The 20,360-nt window shown below is 37.9% G+C and carries 12 protein-coding genes; 4 read left to right on the top strand and 8 right to left on the bottom strand.

The genetic code is table 11. The annotated features are described in order from the left end of the window. Positions 1 to 8 precede the first annotated feature (8 nt). Positions 9 to 1,571 carry an FMN-binding glutamate synthase family protein gene (locus H1R81_RS17435; protein ID WP_181842034.1) on the bottom strand — a complete coding sequence of 521 codons (1,563 nt, stop codon included), beginning with the start codon at positions 1,569 to 1,571 and terminating at the stop codon, positions 9 to 11. A 236-nt stretch (positions 1,572 to 1,807) separates the two neighbouring features. Here H1R81_RS17435 and H1R81_RS17430 point away from each other — a divergent pair, with 236 nt between their 5' ends. Together H1R81_RS17430 and H1R81_RS17425 are read left to right on the top strand one after the other, a co-directional pair. After that, complete coding sequence (locus H1R81_RS17430) at positions 1,808 to 2,836, top strand: exo-alpha-sialidase (RefSeq protein ID WP_181842033.1); 1,029 nt, start codon at positions 1,808 to 1,810, stop codon at positions 2,834 to 2,836. A 1,332-nt stretch (positions 2,837 to 4,168) separates the two neighbouring features. After that, positions 4,169 to 4,390 (top strand): hypothetical protein, encoded by a 222-nt coding sequence (locus tag H1R81_RS17425; RefSeq protein WP_181842032.1) that lies wholly within the window; start codon positions 4,169 to 4,171, stop codon positions 4,388 to 4,390. Positions 4,391 to 4,466: 76 nt separating this feature from the next. Here H1R81_RS17425 and H1R81_RS17420 read toward each other — a convergent pair whose 3' ends face one another. Both H1R81_RS17420 and coaBC read right to left on the bottom strand, forming a co-directional pair. Continuing rightward, the gene (locus H1R81_RS17420) at positions 4,467 to 5,372 is read right to left on the bottom strand and encodes a DUF4835 family protein (RefSeq protein WP_181842031.1); all 906 of its coding nucleotides are present in this window, start codon (positions 5,370 to 5,372) and stop codon (positions 4,467 to 4,469) included. Between the two features lie 231 nt (positions 5,373 to 5,603). Then, on the bottom strand, positions 5,604 to 6,803 hold the full coding sequence (gene coaBC, locus H1R81_RS17415; RefSeq protein WP_181842030.1) for a bifunctional phosphopantothenoylcysteine decarboxylase/phosphopantothenate--cysteine ligase CoaBC: 1,200 nt from the start codon (positions 6,801 to 6,803) through the stop codon (positions 5,604 to 5,606). Between the two features lie 133 nt (positions 6,804 to 6,936). On the opposite strand from coaBC, the gene H1R81_RS17410 reads away from it, so the two are divergent. Then, positions 6,937 to 11,889: a translocation/assembly module TamB domain-containing protein gene (locus tag H1R81_RS17410; protein WP_181842029.1), complete on the top strand. Its 4,953-nt coding sequence runs from the start codon at positions 6,937 to 6,939 to the stop codon at positions 11,887 to 11,889. Then, positions 11,886 to 14,255, top strand: a complete 2,370-nt coding sequence (locus H1R81_RS17405) for a BamA/TamA family outer membrane protein (protein WP_181842028.1) — start codon at positions 11,886 to 11,888, stop codon at positions 14,253 to 14,255. The genes H1R81_RS17410 and H1R81_RS17405 overlap by 4 nt, the downstream gene beginning before the upstream one ends. A gap of 101 nt (positions 14,256 to 14,356) precedes the next feature. On the opposite strand, the gene H1R81_RS17400 is transcribed toward H1R81_RS17405, so the two are convergent. The 5 genes from H1R81_RS17400 to H1R81_RS17380 form a co-directional block, all read right to left on the bottom strand. Next, complete coding sequence (locus tag H1R81_RS17400; protein WP_181842027.1) at positions 14,357 to 16,804, bottom strand: beta-propeller fold lactonase family protein; 2,448 nt, start codon at positions 16,802 to 16,804, stop codon at positions 14,357 to 14,359. A gap of 365 nt (positions 16,805 to 17,169) precedes the next feature. Next, positions 17,170 to 17,475, bottom strand: a complete 306-nt coding sequence (locus H1R81_RS17395) for a DNA-directed RNA polymerase subunit omega (protein ID WP_181842026.1) — start codon at positions 17,473 to 17,475, stop codon at positions 17,170 to 17,172. A gap of 92 nt (positions 17,476 to 17,567) precedes the next feature. Further along, complete coding sequence (locus tag H1R81_RS17390; protein WP_181842025.1) at positions 17,568 to 18,467, bottom strand: outer membrane protein assembly factor BamD; 900 nt, start codon at positions 18,465 to 18,467, stop codon at positions 17,568 to 17,570. Positions 18,468 to 18,540: 73 nt separating this feature from the next. Next, positions 18,541 to 19,833, bottom strand: coding sequence for a glutamate-1-semialdehyde 2,1-aminomutase (gene hemL, locus H1R81_RS17385; protein WP_181842024.1), 1,293 nt, complete (start codon positions 19,831 to 19,833; stop codon positions 18,541 to 18,543). 181 nt (positions 19,834 to 20,014) lie between these two features. Next, positions 20,015 to 20,338, bottom strand: a complete 324-nt coding sequence (locus H1R81_RS17380) for a hypothetical protein (protein WP_181842023.1) — start codon at positions 20,336 to 20,338, stop codon at positions 20,015 to 20,017. Positions 20,339 to 20,360 lie beyond the last annotated feature (22 nt).

Genomic DNA, 20,360 nt, shown 5'->3' with positions numbered 1-20,360 from the left:
CATTCTCCCTAATAATTAGACCCCTTACCCCCCAAATACGGGCTATCCAATAATTTCTGAAAACCTACAAATTTTATGGGCGTTTTCTGATACTGGTAGGTTGTGCGTAGTGATTGCGTGCGGTTATTGTCGCCCATAGCCACGTCTACGTCGTCCATCATAAACTGGCTTGGGTGTTCATAGCCGCAGGCGTGGCATATCTCCAATATCTCTTTGGTAATAGTTTTCAGGTAATTGCAGACTCTTTCACTTTTCAGAGTAGGGTCTAAGCCTGCCTGTAACCATTTGTTTTGAGTGGCTACTCCGGTAGGGCAGGTATTGTTGTGGCAAACCTGTGCCTGAATACAACCAATCGAAAGCATCGCTTCGCGGGCTACATTTATTACATCTACTCCCATTGCAAAGGCCATGATAGCTGTGTCGGGCAAACCTAATTTTCCGGCACCTATGAAGGTGATTTTTTCGGTTAGGTCTCTTTTCTGGAAAATCCGGTAAACTGATGAAAACGCATAAACAAAAGGTAAAGAAACGTGGTCGGCAAAACTTGGAGGGGCTGCCCCTGTGCCGCCTTCACCACCATCAATATTGATAAAATCAGGGCCTTTTCCGGTTTTTTTCATCAGATCGGCTAGTTCTTCCCACATCTCCAGTTTACCAACGGCAGATTTAAGCCCTACGGGTAGTCCGGTGGCAGCTGCCATCGCTTCAATGAAATCGACCATTTCAGGCACATTAGAGAAAGCACTATGGCTGGCTGGGGAAATAACATCCTTGCCCAAAGGTACGTGTCGGATCTCGGCTAATTCGGGTGTTACTTTAGAAGCTGGCAGTACTCCACCCTTGCCTGGTTTAGCCCCTTGTGAGAGTTTCAGTTCAATCATTTTTACACAGGGATTATTCTTACAGAGGTTTACCAGTTTTTCCATCACAAAGTTGCCATCGTCGTCTCTTACACCAAAATAGGCTGTTCCGATGTTTACTACCACGTCAGCCCCTTTTTTATGATAAGATGATACACCTCCTTCGCCTGTGTTATGATAAGCACCAAATTTATGAGCCCCGATATTTAAAGCCTCTATGGCCGGAGCTGATAACGAACCAAAGCTCATACCCGATATGTTAATGACCGATTTAGGTAGATATGGGTGTTTACGCTTGTGGTATTCGCCAATAACTTTAGCTGACGGGCAGATATAGGGGTTTGCGATGTTCGGGTGTCCTGATGGGAGTTTAAAAGGCAATAGAGCAGGTTTTATAAAGTTATAGCCCGCGCTATGAATATCCTGATCGGTGCCGAAGCCCTGAAAGTTATTTTCTTTTTTAGAAGAGGCATAAATCCAGGAACGTTGCCGACGGTTAAATGGAAGTTCTTCCCGATTATTAGCTACTATATACTGTCGGAATTCAGGACCAATACTTTCAATGAAATAACGTAAATGCCCAACAAGGGGGAAATTATGAACAATGGTATGTTTTTTCTGTAGAATGTCTCTTACTGCTATTAAAACGAGTATTAATAGCAGATATGCCCACCAAGGGATATTGCTTAAAAATGAGAAAAGGGCTTCCATAAGTTAAGGTTTGTAGTGTTGAATTTAAAGTATTGTTTAGCCTGAATATTAAAATAGAAAGAGTGAATGTATAAGTTTTTGCCAGATGAGTAGTAATATATTGCATTAAATTCGTATTAATCAATGATATTTGGCAAATAATTACCATTTATTTATTAAACGTCAGGTGTTTACATGAATGTGTTATACGTAAACCTTCCTAACTTACAACTATTCACTCAAAACTATTGTATCCAATGAAACTTCAACACCTATTGATTCTATTTTGTTTATTATACGTAAAAAATAGTTTTTCACAGAGTACTGTTCTGAAAAAAGAAGATATTTATGAAGTTGCGCCTTTCCCTGAGTGTCACGCCTCTACGATTGTAGAGTTATCTAAAGATAAAATGCTGGCGGCCTGGTTTGGTGGCACACGTGAGTCGAATCCTGATGTATGTATCTGGCAGTCGAGACTCGAAAATGGCAGGTGGTCGACACCTGAAAAAATTGCCGACGGAATTATTGATCAGGACTTACGTTACCCGACCTGGAATCCGGTGTTGTTTAAAACAAAAGAGGGTAAACTTTTCCTTTTTTATAAGGTAGGTAAAAACCCAAGAGAATGGTGGGGCGAAATGAAAACCTCTACTGATGATGGGTTAACGTGGTCGAAGGCTGAAAAATTGCCGGAGGGTATGTTGGGCCCAATTAAAAATAAACCTGTGCAACTGACAAACGGAGATATCCTGTACCCGACCAGTACTGAAAGTGTAAAAGGGAATATCTGGCATATTCATCTGGAGAAATCGGATAAGAACGCCAAAAACTGGGAAATGATTCCGATAGAGAACGATACCTTTGGCGTGATTCAGCCGAGTATCCTGCAGTATGCCGATGGTCGTATGCAATTACTATGTCGTAGCAAACAAAATCATGTAGTAGAAACATGGTCTAACGACGGCGGGAAAACCTGGGGACCACTAAAACCTACAAGCTTGTTGAATCCGAACTCAGGTACTGATGCGGTTTCTTTAAAAAACGGGAAACAGGTAATTGTCTATAATCCATTAACACGGGGTAAACAATGGTCTAATGGGCGTCAGAAACTAAATGTGGCGGTTTCGACCGATGGGGTCAAATGGGAAGACATAGCTGTATTAGAAGATGAAACTAAAGGTGAGTTCAGTTATCCTGCCATCATTCAGGCCTCTGATGGGTTAGTACATATAACTTATACTAACAACCGTAAGAAAATAAAATATGTTGTGTTGGATGTGAAGTAGAGATTGATATAACCCAATACCCGCCCCTCTTCTTGGCAATAGGAGAGGGGCTTTCTATTGTATTGCCTACACTTTAGAGAAGCAGCCCGTGAGGGGGGCTGGAGTAGGAATAAATCTTCCTGTTTATACTTCTATTTCTACCAAAAAACTAAAAATTCTGCCACTTGTCTAAAATATACTGCCATTTACCTCTTTATTGCTACCAATTATCCAAATAATGTTTCCGAAAAGGTGTCATTTCGTGCAGTTCATCGAAAAAGGTCAAATCAGTCTTTAAGTAGGGTATAAATTTGTATCAACAAACCGAAACAACATAAAACCGGATTTGAATGGTTAAGCTATTAGAGTGCAAAAGTTTAGTAAACAATTGTTATTGAGTGAATGCCAAACGGCAAAAAATACCAGAAAGTATCATTGCTATTAAAATAACCCTAAAAAGTATTCTATAATATCGCTGTAAATTTATAAGAGAGAGAAGTTGACAATTGCTATTGAAAGAAAATTAGAGAAGCGTACAAACTGCTGTTTACTATAAATTTTTTTTAAGTTGAGGTTGAATAGAAAGACAATTGCTATTGAGAGAATTTAACACTAAGAACAAACTGCTGTAGTTTAATTACAAATTGAGTAAGTAGGATTGAGTAAAGCACGTTGAGTAACCCAAAGAGTAAGAAGTAATTAAAAAGAAAAGTGGAGTTGAAAGTCGACTCCACTTTTACTGACAATTGCTATTGAGTGAATATTCTTATTATATATTGAATTATATAAATCATTTGAAAAATGAAATTGTATTTTTCTAATATTATCCGAAAGAAATATTTCGCTAACATTAGAACCCATTATTAAAGAAACAAAACTTACGAACTGTCCCCTTAGTTTTTTAATCACTTCCAACACCTCCCTACAATGAGCATCTTTACGCATTAATAGGAGAGCAAAAATGCTCATTCACGGGAGGGTTGGAGTGACCATTACGATGTCCCATAATTATCCAAGAAATAATCATACCAAAACCTTGTAAATAAGGTGATTTGTATTTATTTTTGTTTAAAGGTGCCTGAAAATAAGCTTAAAATTGCTGTGTTTTTTGCTGATTTTATGCCGCTTAATCATAAAGACAAACTTTTGCTACCTTTTGATAATTTTCTGAGAAAAGAAAAAAAATCTGTTTTCAAATTGTCAAAACCTTTAAAACAAATTAAAAACTTATCGAACGGTATCAAAAGAAAAATTCAAAAAAAATGGTATGAAATTTGTTGACGTGTGAGACCATTTTTAAAGAACTAATTTGTACTTTTTTACGTGACATAAACTTCATAAACCCAACATAAGATGAAAACATCTACAAAGAATACTTTGAATACTATTGAGGAAGTTCTAACTGAAATTAACAACTTAATTGCCCAAAAAGAGAAGGAAGATTACGCAAAAATTTTTATTAAACGCAATAACCTTTCAACCACTTATCAGTCAAATGAATATCTGACGATAATGGACACAAGTTCGACACTTTTTGAAAAGTGTGTCGCATGGCAGGCTGACTTTAGCCTGTAATGAAAAGCGTGCTAAACTACTGATTCTTGAATCAAAGACTGTACCAAAATAGGATAAAACACAGTTTTATTTTTACCTATTTTACTAATTTTCGGTAGAGCTCTGTTTTTGATGGGTCAATTGAAGAAAGCACCTGAAATGCCTTTTGTTTTTCATCCTTTGTTGCTTCCGAAAAAACGTTTACCAGTTCTTGTCCTTTTGCATCTAAAAAACTATTCATTAAGACTGAATTTGTTCTTGACTGTTGCAGTGTTTTAATTGAGTTCATAAACTCAAGTATTTGCCTGCGCCCATTACCTGGGTCGTTTGTGAAATTATCTAAAGCTAAACGATGGTAGGTATAAAAACCCTCGCGGAAGGGCATTAATTGTTGATTCTGTAGGTTTTCGATCAACCAATAGCGGTTTCTCACGTCTCCGGTCTGCTCCCAGCCCGCTTGTCCGGCACTAAAGGCCATATTCGCTACATTATATGCACGAGTTAGATATTGACTTCCACCCGCTTTTGAAAAACTATCGTAATCGAGTGTTAATGCAATTAATGAATAAAAACCTAAAATTGAGGTAAGATTATTAGTAAACGTCTGCTCATTGAAATTCATCTGACGGTCTTCAGGCAAAAATGAAATATTGAAGTTTCTGTCAACATATTGTAACAGCAAGGTTTCATAAGTAGTATTATACACAGGTCTGATTACCTGAAACTGGGCATTCCCCTGAAAAATATTCTGCTTTGGAGATTTCGTAAATGTAATGATGAGGTTACATTTAATACGCTCTTCTTGCGAGTAAATATCGTTTGTCCAGCGTTTGTTATTCATAAAGTCACGGATAGCAAGCTGCATATCTACAAACACCTGTTTTTCAGCAGCCTGTTGTGCATTTATCTGGTCAGAGATTATAGTTACTTTACAATCAAGTTCTTGCGCATGACTTACTACTGAGCAACTGACAAACAATATTAATATAAGTATTTTTTTCATATCTGGTTTTAATCACTATGCATTTTTAAAAGTTTTGTTCTGAAATTTTTCTTCAATGGATTAAGATTTAAAAAATAATTATTCGTCTTCGAAACTCATCTTATGTGTCAACAGAGGCCTATGAATTCTGGAAAAATCATTTATTGTTTTTTTATATCTAACAATAATTGCTGAATTAGGTAATCCTCGGAGACACACCATATGCGTTTATACAGAATAATAACCAAATATTTACAATATCTTACTGACCACCATATTCAGAATATCACCGGCCACTTCCTGTTTTGACTTCAAATCAAAATCGTATATATTACCATCTCTGTCAAGGATTTTGATTTTATTGGTATCATAACGAAAACCTGCGCCCTTATCTTGTAAAGAATTGAGTACGATCAGATCAAAATTTTTCCTTTCCAGTTTTCCTTTGGCATTATCCAGTTCATTATCGGTCTCTAATGCAAAGCCTACTATCAGCTGATTGGCTTTTTTATGTTTGCCCAAAGTAGCCGCTATGTCGACAGTCTTAGTTAGTTCAATATTAAAAACCTCTTCTTTTTTCTTGATTTTCTTATTGGCTACGTGGCTTGGAGTGTAGTCGGCTACGGCAGCGGCAAGAATCACAATATCGCTTCCTGCAAACTGCTTTTCTACGACTTCATACATTTGCTGAGCCGAAAAAACTTTTTCAACTTTTATGCCAATCGGTGCCTGAATCGAAACCGGCCCACTCACAATGATTACTTCGGCACCAGCCATGTTAAAGGCTTCGGCAATAGCAAATCCCATTTTGCCTGATGAGTGATTACTGATAAAGCGTACAGGGTCGATGGGTTCTTGGGTTGGACCGGCAGTTACCAATACCTTTTTGCCATGCAAAGCAGGGTTTTTTAGAAAATTGCGTTGCAGTTCATGTATTATGTGTTCAGGCTCAGCCAATCGGCCTTCCCCAACCAATCCACTTGCTAACTCTCCGTAACCCGCTTCGATAATATGGTTGCCATACGACACTAATTTATCCAAATTGTTAAGCGTACTTGGATGTTTATACATATCCAGATCCATTGCCGGAGCAAAAAAGACCGGGCATTTAGCCGATAGATATGTAGCTACTAATAGGTTATCAGTAATGCCATTAGCGCATTTGGCAATGGTGTGTGCAGAGGCCGGGGCAATAATCATTGCATCTGCCCATAGACCTAATTCCACATGGTTATTCCACTGACCTATTTCATTTTTGGTGAATGAAGATAGAACAGGATTTTTGGAGAGGGTAGCCAGTGTAAGAGGTGTGATAAATTCTTTGGCTGAGTCTGTCAGTATTACTTTTACCTGTGCTTCCTCTTTTACTAACAAGCGCACCAGCAAAGCGGCCTTGTAAGCAGCAATACTTCCGCTTACACCCAGCAGGATTTTTTTATCTTTTAAACTCAAGGTATTTTACTTTGGTATGATTTTTTATTAATCTTTAATATTACACAACAAAAATAGGAAACATCAGATTAAGTCTTTGATATTTTCGTTAAAAGTATATAGTTTTAGCAACAGGAAGCCCAAATAGATTTTGATGAAACGACTTACACGCATTTTTTTATGGTTTATTGTTGGAATCTTGGCGCTGGTGGGGTTAATAATTGTCTTCGTGCAGTCTCCAACAGGACAAGACTTCCTAACCAAACAAGCAGTTTCTTATCTTCGCAAAAAATTAGGCACACCTGTTTCCATTCAAAAAGTACGTTTTCGCATTCCCGATTGGATTACATTAGAAGGAGTATTTATACCAGACCTTAAAAAAGATACACTTCTGGCAGGTAAGCGTTTACATATTGATTTAGATATGGTGGGTTTGCTAAGCAATAAGGTAAAACTCAATCAGATAGAATTAGAAGGGATAAGAGTAAATATTAATCGTACACTACCGGATACTGTTTTTAACTTCAATTATATTCTTGAAGCCTTTATGTCGAAAGAAGTGGATACTACTTCTTCATCTGACCCTTTCGACATCAGTCTGAAACATGTAAAACTCAATAATGTAAAAGTTACGTATAAAGATGCTATTATCGGTACCGATGCTGATTTGTATCTTAAGGACTTATCTACTGAATTTAAGGAGTTTAATATCAATAAATCACAATATCATTTTGCTAACGTAAATGCCAATGGGGGTTCTGCCAGGCTAAGATTATTCAAATCTGTTAAACCCAGCACGGTAATTCAACGAGATACTTTAAACCCAGAAGTTGCCGCCGCTGATACACTTGATTTAAATGTAGGAACGGTTACTTTAGCCAATTTTGACTGGCTATTAGAGAGTGAAGAAGATGGTATGAGAAACGGGGTGAAATTAGGGAAATTAACACTGGAAGGAGACAAAATTTATCTGAGTGGGCAAAAGGTCATCTTTAAAAAAGTAGCGTTAGAAAATACTGAAGCCTTTGTCGAAATGGCTAACAAACCTAAGAAGGAACCAGCAAAAAAACCAGAGGAAAATAACACTGACAACGGCCCTGGGTGGGCAGCAATAATTGGCAATATTGAAGTAAACAAAGTAAGGGTCAAATATGACGATAAATACGCACCACGTCAGTTGAAAGGTCTTGATTATGGACATCTGGATATAGCAAATCTTGAAGTGGTATTAAACAATTTTGTTTACAGCCAGGATAATATTTCAGGTCAATTGGCAAAAACCACATTTACCGAGCAAAGCGGATTAAACCTGCAAAACCTTACAACTAATTTTACGTATAGCAGTAAAGAAATTGGATTGAGGAATTTTTTCCTCAAAACTCCCCAAACTGTGGTTCGTGATGAGATGGTAATGCAATATGATACCATTGCTGATTTAAGTAATAATTTAGGCAGTGTGCGGATTAAAGTGAATCTGAAACGAAGCCAGTTAGCTATGAAGGACCTGCTGATTTTGGTGCCTGATTTAGCAAATAACCCAACTTTTAAAGAAAACCAGAATGATATAATAATGGCTGACGGAATTGTTACAGGAAGGGTCAATAATTTGACTATTCCGAAGCTATCTATCACTGGATTCGGAGCTACACGAGTAATTGCCAAAGGGAATATAACGGGCTTGCCGGATGCGAATAAAATGGGCTTCAATGTAGATATAGAAGAGGTGTCTACTACCAAAGAAGACATCATAAAACTGGCGGGCAAAGATGTAATACCTGAATCAATTGAATTACCTGAAAAGATAACTATCAGAGGTAAGCTGACAGGCAAGGCAAACGATTTGAATGCAGATGCTTCATTGAATTCTGATTTAGGGGTAGCTACTTTTACAGGCAACCTGAAAAACTTTGTAACAGGTAACAATCAGGCGTATGACGGTAAGTTAACTTTAGAAGATTTTGATGCAGGCAAACTGATTAAACAGTCCGAAAATATAGGTAAGCTGACTTTAGAAGTGAATGCCAAAGGCACTGGTATTGATCCTAAAACCATGAATGCAACCATTGATGGAACTGCTAAAAAGGCAGTTCTAAAGGGTTATGAGTATAATGACCTGATATTGAAAGGAGATATTCATAACCAGATAGCGAATATTAATGCGAATTTAGATGACCCAAATGCTGATTTTAAATTGATAGCCAAGGCTGATTTATCGAAAGAGTTTCCTGCTGTAGAAGGAAATGTATCTATCAATAATCTTGACTTGAGAAAGTTGAATTTATATGCTGAAGATTTGAAAGTAAAAGGTCACATAAAGTTAAATATGGCATCAACTGATCCTAAAAACCCAATCGGCACAGTATCAATTAACCAAGCGGTGATTGAAACAATGGGTAAGGTAATTCCGTTAGATACCACCAATTTAACTATTCAGAATGCACCGGATGGGCATCATATAATCTTGAAATCTCCGGTAGCTAATGCAGAGGTTGACGGAAATTTTGATTATACCCGCCTGCTTGATATGGTACTTACTGAAGTGAATAAGTACTTCAAGGTTCCTGATATGCCTTTTACTCCAGTGGCCGAAACATATAATATACACATTGATGCCCAGGTAAATCAACACCCAGTTATTCAGAGCTTTGTTCCCGAACTTACCAAACTCGGTACTGTAACGCTGGTGGCAGAAATTGACAACCGGAAAGATACAACCTTACAGGCATCTGTAATTGTACCTTTAGTAGAGTACGACTCTTCTACTGTACGTAATGCTAATCTGAAACTCTATGCTTTAGGTAATAAAGTTAATTATAACGGAGCAATAAGCGAGATTAATGTCTCTGATTTCAGTATTAAACGTACCTCACTGAATGGAGAAATAGCGGATAATACACTTACGACTAATATAGCTCTGAAAGACTCTCTGAATAAAGATCGCTTTGCTTTTCATACCCGATTACAGTCTGTTGAAGACAAGTATCGTATTAATCTCAGTAATCAGGGAACACTGATAGATTATAAAGAATGGCGTTCTGACTCAACAGGCTATATCGAATATGGCAAACAAGGTTTATTGGTGAAACAATTTTTGTTAGAACAAGATCAACAAAAGCTTTTAGTAAATAGTACCACAAACGAGCCAAACTCTCCTATTACAGTTGAGGTTGATAGTCTTGATATTAAGCCATTTGTAACTATAGCCACACTTGACTCAACACTGGCAGGCGGAAAACTCAATGGTGATTTTAAACTGTCTAATTATATGACGGCTAACCCTGCTTTTACCGGTGATTTAATGATTAACAATTTTACACTTACTCAGATACCTATTGGAAATGTGGCTGTAAATGCAAACAATGAAACCGCTGATAGGATCGCCACAAAAGCCTCAATTTCCAGCAATAAAAATGATATTCAGCTAACTGGTAATTATATTCTGAAACCTAAAGGCACACTTGATTTTAATGTGGATATCAAAAGACTGGGTGCTGAAACCGTACAGGCGTTCAGCTTCGGGCAACTAAAAAATGCCAAAGGAAACCTGACCGGAAACCTGACATTGAAAGGCGAACCTAATAAACCGCTAATCAACGGACAAATCAAGCTGGATGATGTTTCTCTAAGCCTGACTCAGTTAGGGGCGAAATATGTTTTTAATAATCAGACTCTTGCCTTTAATAATAGTGACATAAAGTTTAACAACTTTGTTGTTACCGATACACTGGGGCAGAAACTGACGGTAAATGGGAATCTTAATATTCAGAATATCCCTGATTTTAGTTATAAATTAGATGTTGATGCCCGCAACTTTATGGTGCTGAATGGAAGTAGAAAAGACAATGATTTCTTCTATGGCAAGGGCTTCATCGATGCTGATCTGAATGTGACCGGAGTAGGGGCAAAGCCTTCGATTGATGGGAGTGTAAAACTGAAAGAAGGCAGCGACATTACTGTGCTATTACCTGATGATTCTATTGGAGAAACTGAAACTGATGGCATTGTTGAGTTTATCAATATGAAGAATCCGGCTGCAGATTCTCTTGCGAAGGATAGCACAGCTTTAGTAACTAATTATAGTGATATAGCCTCTGAAATGGCATTGAATATTGAGGTGGATGACAAGTCTCAATTAACCATAATAATAGATGAGGTAAACGGCGATAACCTGAAAATAAAAGGCAATGCGCAGTTAAACACAGGTATTACACCAAGTGGGGAATTCTATATTTTTGGTTTATATGAGCTTACCTCCGGTCAATATGATTTGACATTCGAAGTACTGAAAAGACAGTTTACTATAGAGAAAGGGAGTACATTGTTATGGACAGGTGACCCAATGAAAGCCCAGATAGATATTACGGCTGCCTACTCACTGAATACTGAATTAACTTCTTTAAGTGATGAGGCCAGAGCCAGATATTATGGCAAGGTTCCGGTTAAAGTGTTACTGAAAATGCAAGGCAATTTATCAAGCCCTGATATTAGCTTTGGTATTGTATTAGATGAAACTCGGGCCTCAAGCGATGTGAAAAATTTCGTTGAAGAGAAAGGGTTATTCAAAACCTTTGAAAACGACCCGGTAGCTATGAATAAAGAGGTGTTCTCCTTATTGATATTGAATCGCTTTTCTGGGCAGCAATCATCAGATTTCTTTTCAGGTGCTGGCGCTGAGGCTATCGCACGCCAAAGTGTAAGTAAACTATTAACCGACCAGTTGAATGTACTGGCGGGTGATTTAATTAAAGGAGTGAAACTGGACTTTAACCTTAATTCAGATTTCTCAGCCGCGCAGACAGGGGGTACTGGAGTAAGAACGGATTTGAATGTTGGATTAAGTAAAGCGTTTTTGAACGACCGTTTAACGGTATCAGTAGGTCGTAATTTCCAGATTGAAAACACTACAGGTATTCAAAAAAGCTCTACAGAGATTTTTGACAATATTGCCTTAAATTATAATCTGACAAAAGATGGTCGCTATCTTTTCAGAGCGTATCGTAAGAACGAATTCTTTATTCTGGATGGATACGTACAGGAAACAGGGGTGAGTTTTGCCGTTACTTTAAATTACGAAACATTTAAGGAGTTATTCAGCAAGAAAAAATGAGAACAGCTAAATACATACTACTATTGAGCATGATAGGCTTATGGAGCTGTTCGGTTACGAAGCATATACCAGCCGGAGAAAGCTTGTACACGGGAGCAGACATAAAAATAAAGACCGATTCAACAGTAAAAGTAAATAAGGTTGAGACAAAGGCATTGGAAGAACAGATTGAAGAAATTATACGCCCGAAGCCTAATAGCACTATTTTTGGCTGGCCATATAAAGTGTCATTCTATTATCTTTTTGGTGAACCTAAAAAGGAAAAGGGTTTCAAAAGTTTTTTCAGAAAACGATTTGGCGAACCACCAGTTTTGGCGAATAAGAGAGCGGTTACTACCAGTTCGGCTATTATAGCCAATACGCTTGAAAACGAAGGATACTTTCGCTCTACGGCTACAGGAGAGTTAATAATTAAAGGAAAAAAAGCCAAAGGAGTTTATACCGCCTATCTTAAACCACGCTATACGATTAATCAGGTTCAGTTTATGATCAAGGATAGCAGTATTTTTCAGGAGAATTTCAGACTTTCTGAAAGAAGAAGTCTATTACAGGAAAATAACCCTTATCGCTTCGAGGTAATCAAGCTCGAACGTGAGCGTATAGACCAGTTCTTGAAGCGTAGAGGATTCTACTTTTTTCGCCCAGATTATCTGATTATCAAGGCTGATACTAACCTGAATAATAATAAAGTGAACCTGTATGTAGATTTAAAGCCCAATGTAAATCAGACTTCGATTAAACAATATTATATTAATGATATATATGTGAACACCGATGCAACTGATACTACCATCAGGAATTATGAACAAGGCGAATTTATGAAGATTTCAGACCTGAGTCGTTCTTACAAGCCAAGGGTGTTTAATGATGCTATAGGTTTCCGTTCGGGCATGATTTATAGTAGTACTGTCCATGATGCCTCTTTATCGAGGCTGATTAACCTGCGCAACTTTAAATTTGTCAGAAATCGATTTGAATTAGTTCCACGGTCAGACTCTGCGCTGATAGATGTGCATTATGATATGACTCCGCTTAAAAAGAAAGCACTTCGTTCAGAAATTTCAGGTGCTTCTAAGTCTAATGGTTTATTGGGGTTTCAGTTGGGAGTAAACTGGTCGAACAGAAATATGTTCGGAGGAGCAGAGATGCTTCAGATCGGGGCAAACGTAGGAACTGATATTCAGGTAAGTGGAAGAAAAAATTATAATCTGAATAATTTCCGCAGGTACAAGGCTACAGTTGATTTATCTTTTCCAAGATTTGTGATACCTTTTTATAAGGTCAATCCTGCCCGTAATCAGGCATTGCCTAAAACAAATCTTAATCTCACCTACAGTTGGTTGCAGCAAAGAGGTGTAGCTTATAATGATGATAGTACCACCTATGCTTATACACAATATGTACTTACTTCTATTGAAGGCTCATGGGGGTATGAGTGGAGACCTAATCCAAGGGTAATTCATACATTAACCCCATTTTATGCCAATGTGGTAAAACCTAAAAACATCAGTGAGGAATTTGTAGATTTAATTTTTAATAGTAGTAATCCGAACGATATTGTCCGTTATATAGAGGTACTCAGAAACAGGTTGATATTGGGTGGGCAATATAATATTACTTTTACCCCTCAACAAAGGAATAATAAACGGCATTTTCTTTTTCTATCCGGTGGGGTTGATGTGTCTGGAAATATGGCAAGTTTATTTGCAAAAAAGGGCTCTGACGAAACCTCACCCAAAACCCTTTTTGGTATTGCTTATGATCAGTATGTCCGCCTTGATGGAGAAGTAAGATATTATTATGATTTATCGCCAAGTCTTCGTTTAGCTAATAGATTGGTAATAGGTTATGGTATTCCATATGGTAATTCTAATGAATTGCCGCAGATAAAGCAGTATTTTGTTGGGGGAAGCAATAGTATGAGGGCGTTCAGGGCACGGTCTTTAGGACCAGGAAGTTACTATGCTGATTCGCTGACTGTTTCTATTTTCGGCTTCCGTTCATTTGGAGATATAAAATTAGAAGGAAATACAGAGCTAAGATATAAAGCAACCGACTACATTAATCTGGCTTTGTTTGTTGATGCAGGGAACGTATGGCTAAAAAAGTATAATCCTGCTACCTCATTTTATGATTCTGGCTCACAATTCGGCAAAGATTTTTATAAGCAGTTAGCCGTAGGTGGTGGTATTGGTCTTCGATTAGATTTCAGCTATATCAAGTTGAGGTTTGATTTAGCTACACCATTCAGAAAACCGTGGTTGCCACAAGGTGAACGATGGGTATTTAAAGATATCGCTCTCTCTAAAAAAGCATGGCGACAAGAGAACCTGATTCTGAATATTGCTGTAGATTATCCGTTTTAAATCAAGGATTCTCACATCTGTGTAAGAGTTATGCAAATATAAAAAAGCGTTGATCAGTTCAACGCTTTTTTATAATAACTTATATTAACGACAGATTTATTTTAATCATCATCATCATCTTCTTCTTTCAGTACTAAAAAAGCACTTCTTTTTGGAGCTGGCATCTGGCTATTCAGGCCTTTTATTGACTGCCAGACAATCTGGCTGAATTCGAGATCATTAATCAAATCTGGTTTAGATAGGTCAAATTCAGCTGACTTAATAGAGTTTCTGTTGACTGCTACATTTCGTTCATCTAAATTAATAGTATTTTTAAGAGCTGTGAATGGTTTATAATCAGGGGTTTTACTGAAACACCGCCACATTGGAGTAGCTGCGGCATCATACTGGCTCATCGGAGGAATTCCTAAAATCAATTCCATTGTCCGTAACATGCTTGAAGTTGAGTACATGGTATGGTCTACATATCCACGTTTAACAAATCCGCCTGCAACATAGGCAGTGGAGCGGTGCGCATCTACATGATCTGAACCATTCTGGGCGTCATCTTCGAGAATAAATATGACTGACTGCTCCCAGATACCTGATTTAGAAATATGCTCGACCAGTTGTCCAACCGCAAGGTCATTATCAGCTACCATGGCTTCAGTAGTGGGCATTCCTATTCTTGCTCCTGCTGTATGGTCGTTTCCGAGACGAACAATGTTTAACCTGGGTACCTTATTGATTGCTAATAATGAATCGAAATCGGCTTTCCAGGCCTCAACACGTGTAATATCTTTTATAGAAAGATTATAAGAAGGGAACTTTACACTACAGTTTTCTTTCAGATTCGGCAATTTTGCACGTTGCTCGGCAAATTCTCCATAAGACCTGAAACTTATGCCTTTACGATGAGCAAAATCCCAAATAAAGCCATTTTTAGGATAAGCAATTTCTCTGCTTCCTTCATAGTCGTAAGTGCCACCCCGTCCGCCGTAGCTTGTTACCCAGGTTTTTTCTACGTAGTCGTTGGCATACGCCGCCGTTGACCAGTTATGGCCGTCAGCACTTACTTCGGCGTCCACGTAAAAATTATCCAGCAAAACAAACTCTTTCACTAATGCGTGCTGATTCGGGGTGATTCTCTCAGGAAACAGACATAAGGTTGTATCACCGTTCCCGTTTTTTACATCACCTAAAACCTGATCATAAGTACGGTTTTCTTTAATGACATAAAAAACATACCTGATAGGTGATTTCTGACCTAATTTTGTCGGTATCGGATTACCTTTCTGACCCTCACTCTCTATTTCTCTTGTTTTGGAATAAGGGGTGTTTTCATAAACTATCATTGAATAATCAGCTAATGTTTTTTCGTCGGGAAAATCAAAAATAGATAATGTTCCTTTAAATAGCCCGCCTATGTATTGTGTTCCTCTGACAGCCTCAGGGTTTGCTCCCTTGAACTGAGGGCTTTTGGAACTTACAGGATTAGGTCCTTTAGGATTCGGGGAGGAAGAAAGCCCTTTTCCGTTGGTTACGTAGATTTTCTTACCGATAGTTTTGACAGAAGTCGGATACCAACCTGTAGGAATAAAACCTAAGGATCGGCTTTTACCTTTTTCTTCTACCTCAAATACAGCCAGACAGTTATTATCTGCATTCGCAATAAAAAGGTATTCTTCATCTTCACTCAATGTAACACCATTAGGGGTTGAGCCTATGGGTGAGTCGGGATATAATGCACTGGAAAGTGTTTCTATTCGTTGTTTTTGTTTGGTATCAATAATAGAAACCGTATTGTCATTGCCATGCGAAACATATAAGTACCGCCCATCTTTGGTAAGAACTATGTCGTTAGGGTTTTTATCAACCGCAATTTCATCAACGATTTTTGCTGTATCAATGTCGTAAATCAGGATTTTTGCTCCACCCCAGAGCGATATATAAAGCAGATCTTTATCTGGCGAGAGTACACATGTATAGGCTTCTGCCGCAAGAGGTACTTTTTTGAGAATGCTTTTAGAAGCAATATCAAGCTGGTAAAGGGTATTATTCTCTTTTGTTACTACAAATATATGCTTTTCAGTTGCGCAAAGCCCTGCAGGAGAAACCTTGACAGGCCAGGGCTTATCCAGAATAATTTCACCATCTTTTTGCAACTGGTCGTTTTCAATTTTATAAATATTGATTTTATTGTCATTACCGGCAGAAGCGTATAGGTAATTTTCATCAGGGCTAAAGGCTAAACCTAACCATGATTTTTCGATTGGTTCATCGTCTAATATTGTCTCAGTTCTGGCATCAATAAGAGTAATGCTTTGGGTACTTTGTCCGTTATTTGTAACTGCCAGATATTTTTTTGTAGGAGAAATCACTAAGTTCAGCGGTAAATCCTGTAGTTTGAGGTTTTTGCCAATTGGAGTTAATGCCCATCCATTGGTTAGTTTTACTCTGTTTACACCCAGTTTTTTTACTGAAGAGCTTTTTAAATTGCCGTTTGTTTTCTGGTTTTTACAGCCAGTAACGAGGCTCAAAATTACAATAATTATGGCTATATTTTTCATGTGTTTAAAGTTTGTTAGAACAAGTGACAGAGCCTTAGAAATTAAATGCCTAAACTCTTTTTGGGTTGAATATAATATTAAAGACTAAACTTTGAAGATTATGCCTAATAATTCATGAAATTAGATGGGTCTACTTAAAACCCTAATTTATAATTTTTCAGCAAATCTACTCTTCTGATGTTAAGAAAACATTAACTAATATTTGCCAAAGCATTAATACTTAAGGTTTTGAAGGAGATAAATTGATATAAAATCTAATTGCGGTTTCAGAAGCCGAATTATGTATGGCAATAGATTTCAGGTAAATCAAAAAAAAGCGTTGCACTCAATAAGAATGCAACGCTTTTATATAGGCTAACGACCAGTTATTCTTCGTCTTTCCAACGGTATTCCACTTTATCTTCTGTGAATTCATCTAATGCGATAGACGTTGGCTTTGGCTGGCGCTCATAGAAACGTGAGATTTCTATTTGCTCACGGTTTTCAAAAATTTCTTCCAAATTGTCAATATTCGAAGCAAATTCTGCCAGTTTCTGCGTCAGTTCTTCTTTGGTCTTAACAGCCACTTGTTTCGCACGTTGCGAAACAATAAATACAGACTCGTACACATTGCCTGTTTTAGCGGCAAGTTTATCTACGTCTCTTGTTACTATTGAAGGATTTACTGCCATAATATAAAAACCCCGTCCTCTTGTAGGGGTATTGTGTTTATATGTAATGATAGCAGATAAGCAAGTCTGATCAGAGGCTACAGACTTTTCACTTATCCTTTGTTTGCAGTATCAGCCTTCTGGGCTTCGGCTGCTTGTTTTGCTTTTAGTTCTTTTAATTCCTGTTCTTGTTTAGCAATACGCTCTATGGCTTTAGTAGCACCATCATAGGCTTTCTGGCCCTGCTTAATGTATTTGCTATTCGGATAGGCATCAACAAATTCTTCATAGAATTTCAATACATCCAAGAAACGTTCTTTCTGTTTGTTCTCAAAACTAACCATTGCAAGATCATACTGAGACTGAACTTTCAGATAAGCTAGTTCTTCATTGTAAGGCGAATCAGGGAAATCTTTCTGGAAATTATCAATGGCTACTACTGCCGCTTTAAAATTGGCAATGGTTACACCACTGGTTTTATAATAGAGCTTTGCCTTTTCGTAGGCTTTTTCTTCTAATCTATGTCTTAAATCAATCAGATGTTCATTACATTTCTCGGCATACTTACTTTCAGGGAAACTATTAATGAATGTCTGCAAAGCATCAATGGCCGTCAGTGTATTAGTCTGGTCGAGGTTATAATTCGGCGAATCCTTATACATTGAGTAAGCATACATGTAAAATGCCTCTTCAGCCAGGGGGCTATTGGCATAAGTAGCATAAAAACTCTTAAATAAATAAGAACTCATACTATACTGCTTTTGCTGATACTGTGCATAAGCATTATAAAACTGTGCATTCTCCGCCAAAGAATCTCCCTTCAATAACGGTATAATCTCCTCAAAAAGTAGACCAGCTTTGTAATAATCTCCCTTTTTGTAGTATTCGTTAGCCGCAACATATTTTTCTTCGGTTGTACCTTTTTTCTGCAATTTGGCAAACTTGGCCGAACAAGCTGAAGATAATACAATAACGACAAATAAAAGGGCGGTATATGGTCTTTTCAAAAACATGGGTGCAAAGATAATAAAAAATATATGCTTTCAGAACGAAAAATTTTGCATAATTATTCTTTATTAAGATTTTTTAAGACATTATTTCTCTCAAACTCTCTTCATTCGCCTGCAATATGGCCTGAATATGTTCATCGGTAAGAGCGGTCGATAAGAACAGGGCTTCATATTGAGATGGAGCAAGGTAGATTCCACGCTCCAGCATGGCATGGAAATACCTGCCAAATCTCGGGATATCAGAGGTTTTGGCTGTTTCAAAATCAACCACTGGAGTATCGGAGAAGAATAAACTATACATTGAGCCGATATGGTTAATCTGATAGTTTAGTTGAAGTTTATTAAATGTCTCTCTGATGCCACCGACAAGTTTGGCTCCGGTGTTTTCCAGTTGCGTATATACTTCAGGGTGTTCATTAAGATAGGTCAGCATAGTACAACCTGCTGCCATCGCTATAGGATTACCAGACAAAGTACCTGCCTGATAAACAGGACCTTGCGGAGACACACAATCCATGATTTCCTTGCGCCCGCCATAAGCACCTACAGGCATACCGCCGCCTATGATTTTACCAAGTGTGGTTAAATCAGGCATGATATTGAAACGTTCCTGTGCTCCTCCTCTTGATAGGCGGAAACCTGTCATTACCTCATCGAAAATCAGTACAATTCCTTCTTTGGTACATAATTCGCGCAGACTTTCAAGAAAGCCTTCTTGCGGTAATACGGTACCCATATTACCTACCACAGGCTCTAATATCAAAGCAGCAATCTGGTTTTTGTTGGCATCTACGAGTTGTTGTACTGCAGCCAGATTATTAAAAGGGGCAGTAAGCGTATCATTCGCTACTCCTTTTGTTACGCCAGGACTATCCGGTACACCCATCGTAACAGCCCCACTACCTGCGGCAATCAGAAAGGAGTCACCATGTCCGTGGTAGCAGCCTTCGAATTTGATAATCTTATCACGACCTGTGAAGCCTCGCGCAACCCGGATAGCTGCCATTGTAGCCTCTGTACCAGAGTTTACCATTCTTACTTTTTCGATAGAGGGCACCATGTCGATAATCAGTTCGGCCATTTCTACTTCTCTACGGGTTGGTGCGCCGAATGAGAAAGAGTTCTGGATAGCGGCTCTTACGGCTTCTTCTACTGGCTCGTAGGCATGCCCTAAAATCATAGGTCCCCATGAATTGATGAGCTCAATATATTGGTTGTCGTCTTCGTCGTAAATATAGGCGCCTTTTGCTTTTTTAATAAAGATAGGATGACCACCTACCGATTTAAACGCTCTCACCGGAGAGTTTACCCCACCCGGAATAAAGTTTTTGGCCTTAGCAAAAAGAGCTTCACTGGTCGTATGTATCATTAGAATGTCGTATTTTTTATTCAGGCTGCAAAGTTCGTGAAGAAATGGGTAGAATGCAATGGGAATGTTGGGGAGGTTGTGTTTAGAAAAACACTTTCAGATTTGGTAGAACCGTTTGAGCTAAAGGTACTCTTGAATCCTTACCTGTGCACATAGGAGACTCTGCCCGGACATTAATATTTTATAAAACTCGAATATCTTCTATACTATACTCTTCTGTTTCATAAATTGTAATACTTAAAGTTAAATCGCTCTCTACATCATCGAACCAAAGATTAAATTCAATGAAATTTTCCTTTTCATTTTCTCGACTATAACCAACGTAATTGTTAAAGGCATGAGCAGGAGGAAATGTAATAGTACCACCATATTCTTTTATTACCGTTTCAATTTCAACAATATTTAACCTTTGATTTTTATCGCTTTCAAAAACTAAATTAAAATTTCCTATTGCCAAATTTTTAACAACTGATTGAAGAGTTTTGTTAATTTTCTCTTTTTTCATACTAATTATTATGTTTTCCGGT

This window comes from Emticicia sp. BO119, from assembly GCF_013912375.1.
Lineage (GTDB): Bacteria > Bacteroidota > Bacteroidia > Cytophagales > Spirosomataceae > Emticicia.
The sequence above is the reverse complement of the archived record's forward strand: the minus strand, read 5'-3'. Positions and strand labels throughout refer to the sequence as shown.

Excerpts from the sequence above, each read along its gene's own strand:
- H1R81_RS17435 (WP_181842034.1), bottom strand. The coding sequence starts at position 1,571 with ATGGAAGCCCTTTTCTCATTTTTAAGCAATATCCCTTGGTGGGCATAT.
- H1R81_RS17430 (WP_181842033.1), top strand. The coding sequence starts at position 1,808 with ATGAAACTTCAACACCTATTGATTCTATTTTGTTTATTATACGTAAAA.
- H1R81_RS17425 (WP_181842032.1), top strand. The coding sequence starts at position 4,169 with ATGAAAACATCTACAAAGAATACTTTGAATACTATTGAGGAAGTTCTA.
- H1R81_RS17420 (WP_181842031.1), bottom strand. The coding sequence starts at position 5,372 with ATGAAAAAAATACTTATATTAATATTGTTTGTCAGTTGCTCAGTAGTA.
- H1R81_RS17410 (WP_181842029.1), top strand. The coding sequence starts at position 6,937 with ATGAAACGACTTACACGCATTTTTTTATGGTTTATTGTTGGAATCTTG.
- H1R81_RS17405 (WP_181842028.1), top strand. The coding sequence starts at position 11,886 with ATGAGAACAGCTAAATACATACTACTATTGAGCATGATAGGCTTATGG.
- H1R81_RS17400 (WP_181842027.1), bottom strand. The coding sequence starts at position 16,804 with ATGAAAAATATAGCCATAATTATTGTAATTTTGAGCCTCGTTACTGGC.
- H1R81_RS17395 (WP_181842026.1), bottom strand. The coding sequence starts at position 17,475 with ATGGCAGTAAATCCTTCAATAGTAACAAGAGACGTAGATAAACTTGCC.
- H1R81_RS17390 (WP_181842025.1), bottom strand. The coding sequence starts at position 18,467 with ATGTTTTTGAAAAGACCATATACCGCCCTTTTATTTGTCGTTATTGTA.
- hemL (WP_181842024.1), bottom strand. The coding sequence starts at position 19,833 with ATGATACATACGACCAGTGAAGCTCTTTTTGCTAAGGCCAAAAACTTT.
- H1R81_RS17380 (WP_181842023.1), bottom strand. The coding sequence starts at position 20,338 with ATGAAAAAAGAGAAAATTAACAAAACTCTTCAATCAGTTGTTAAAAAT.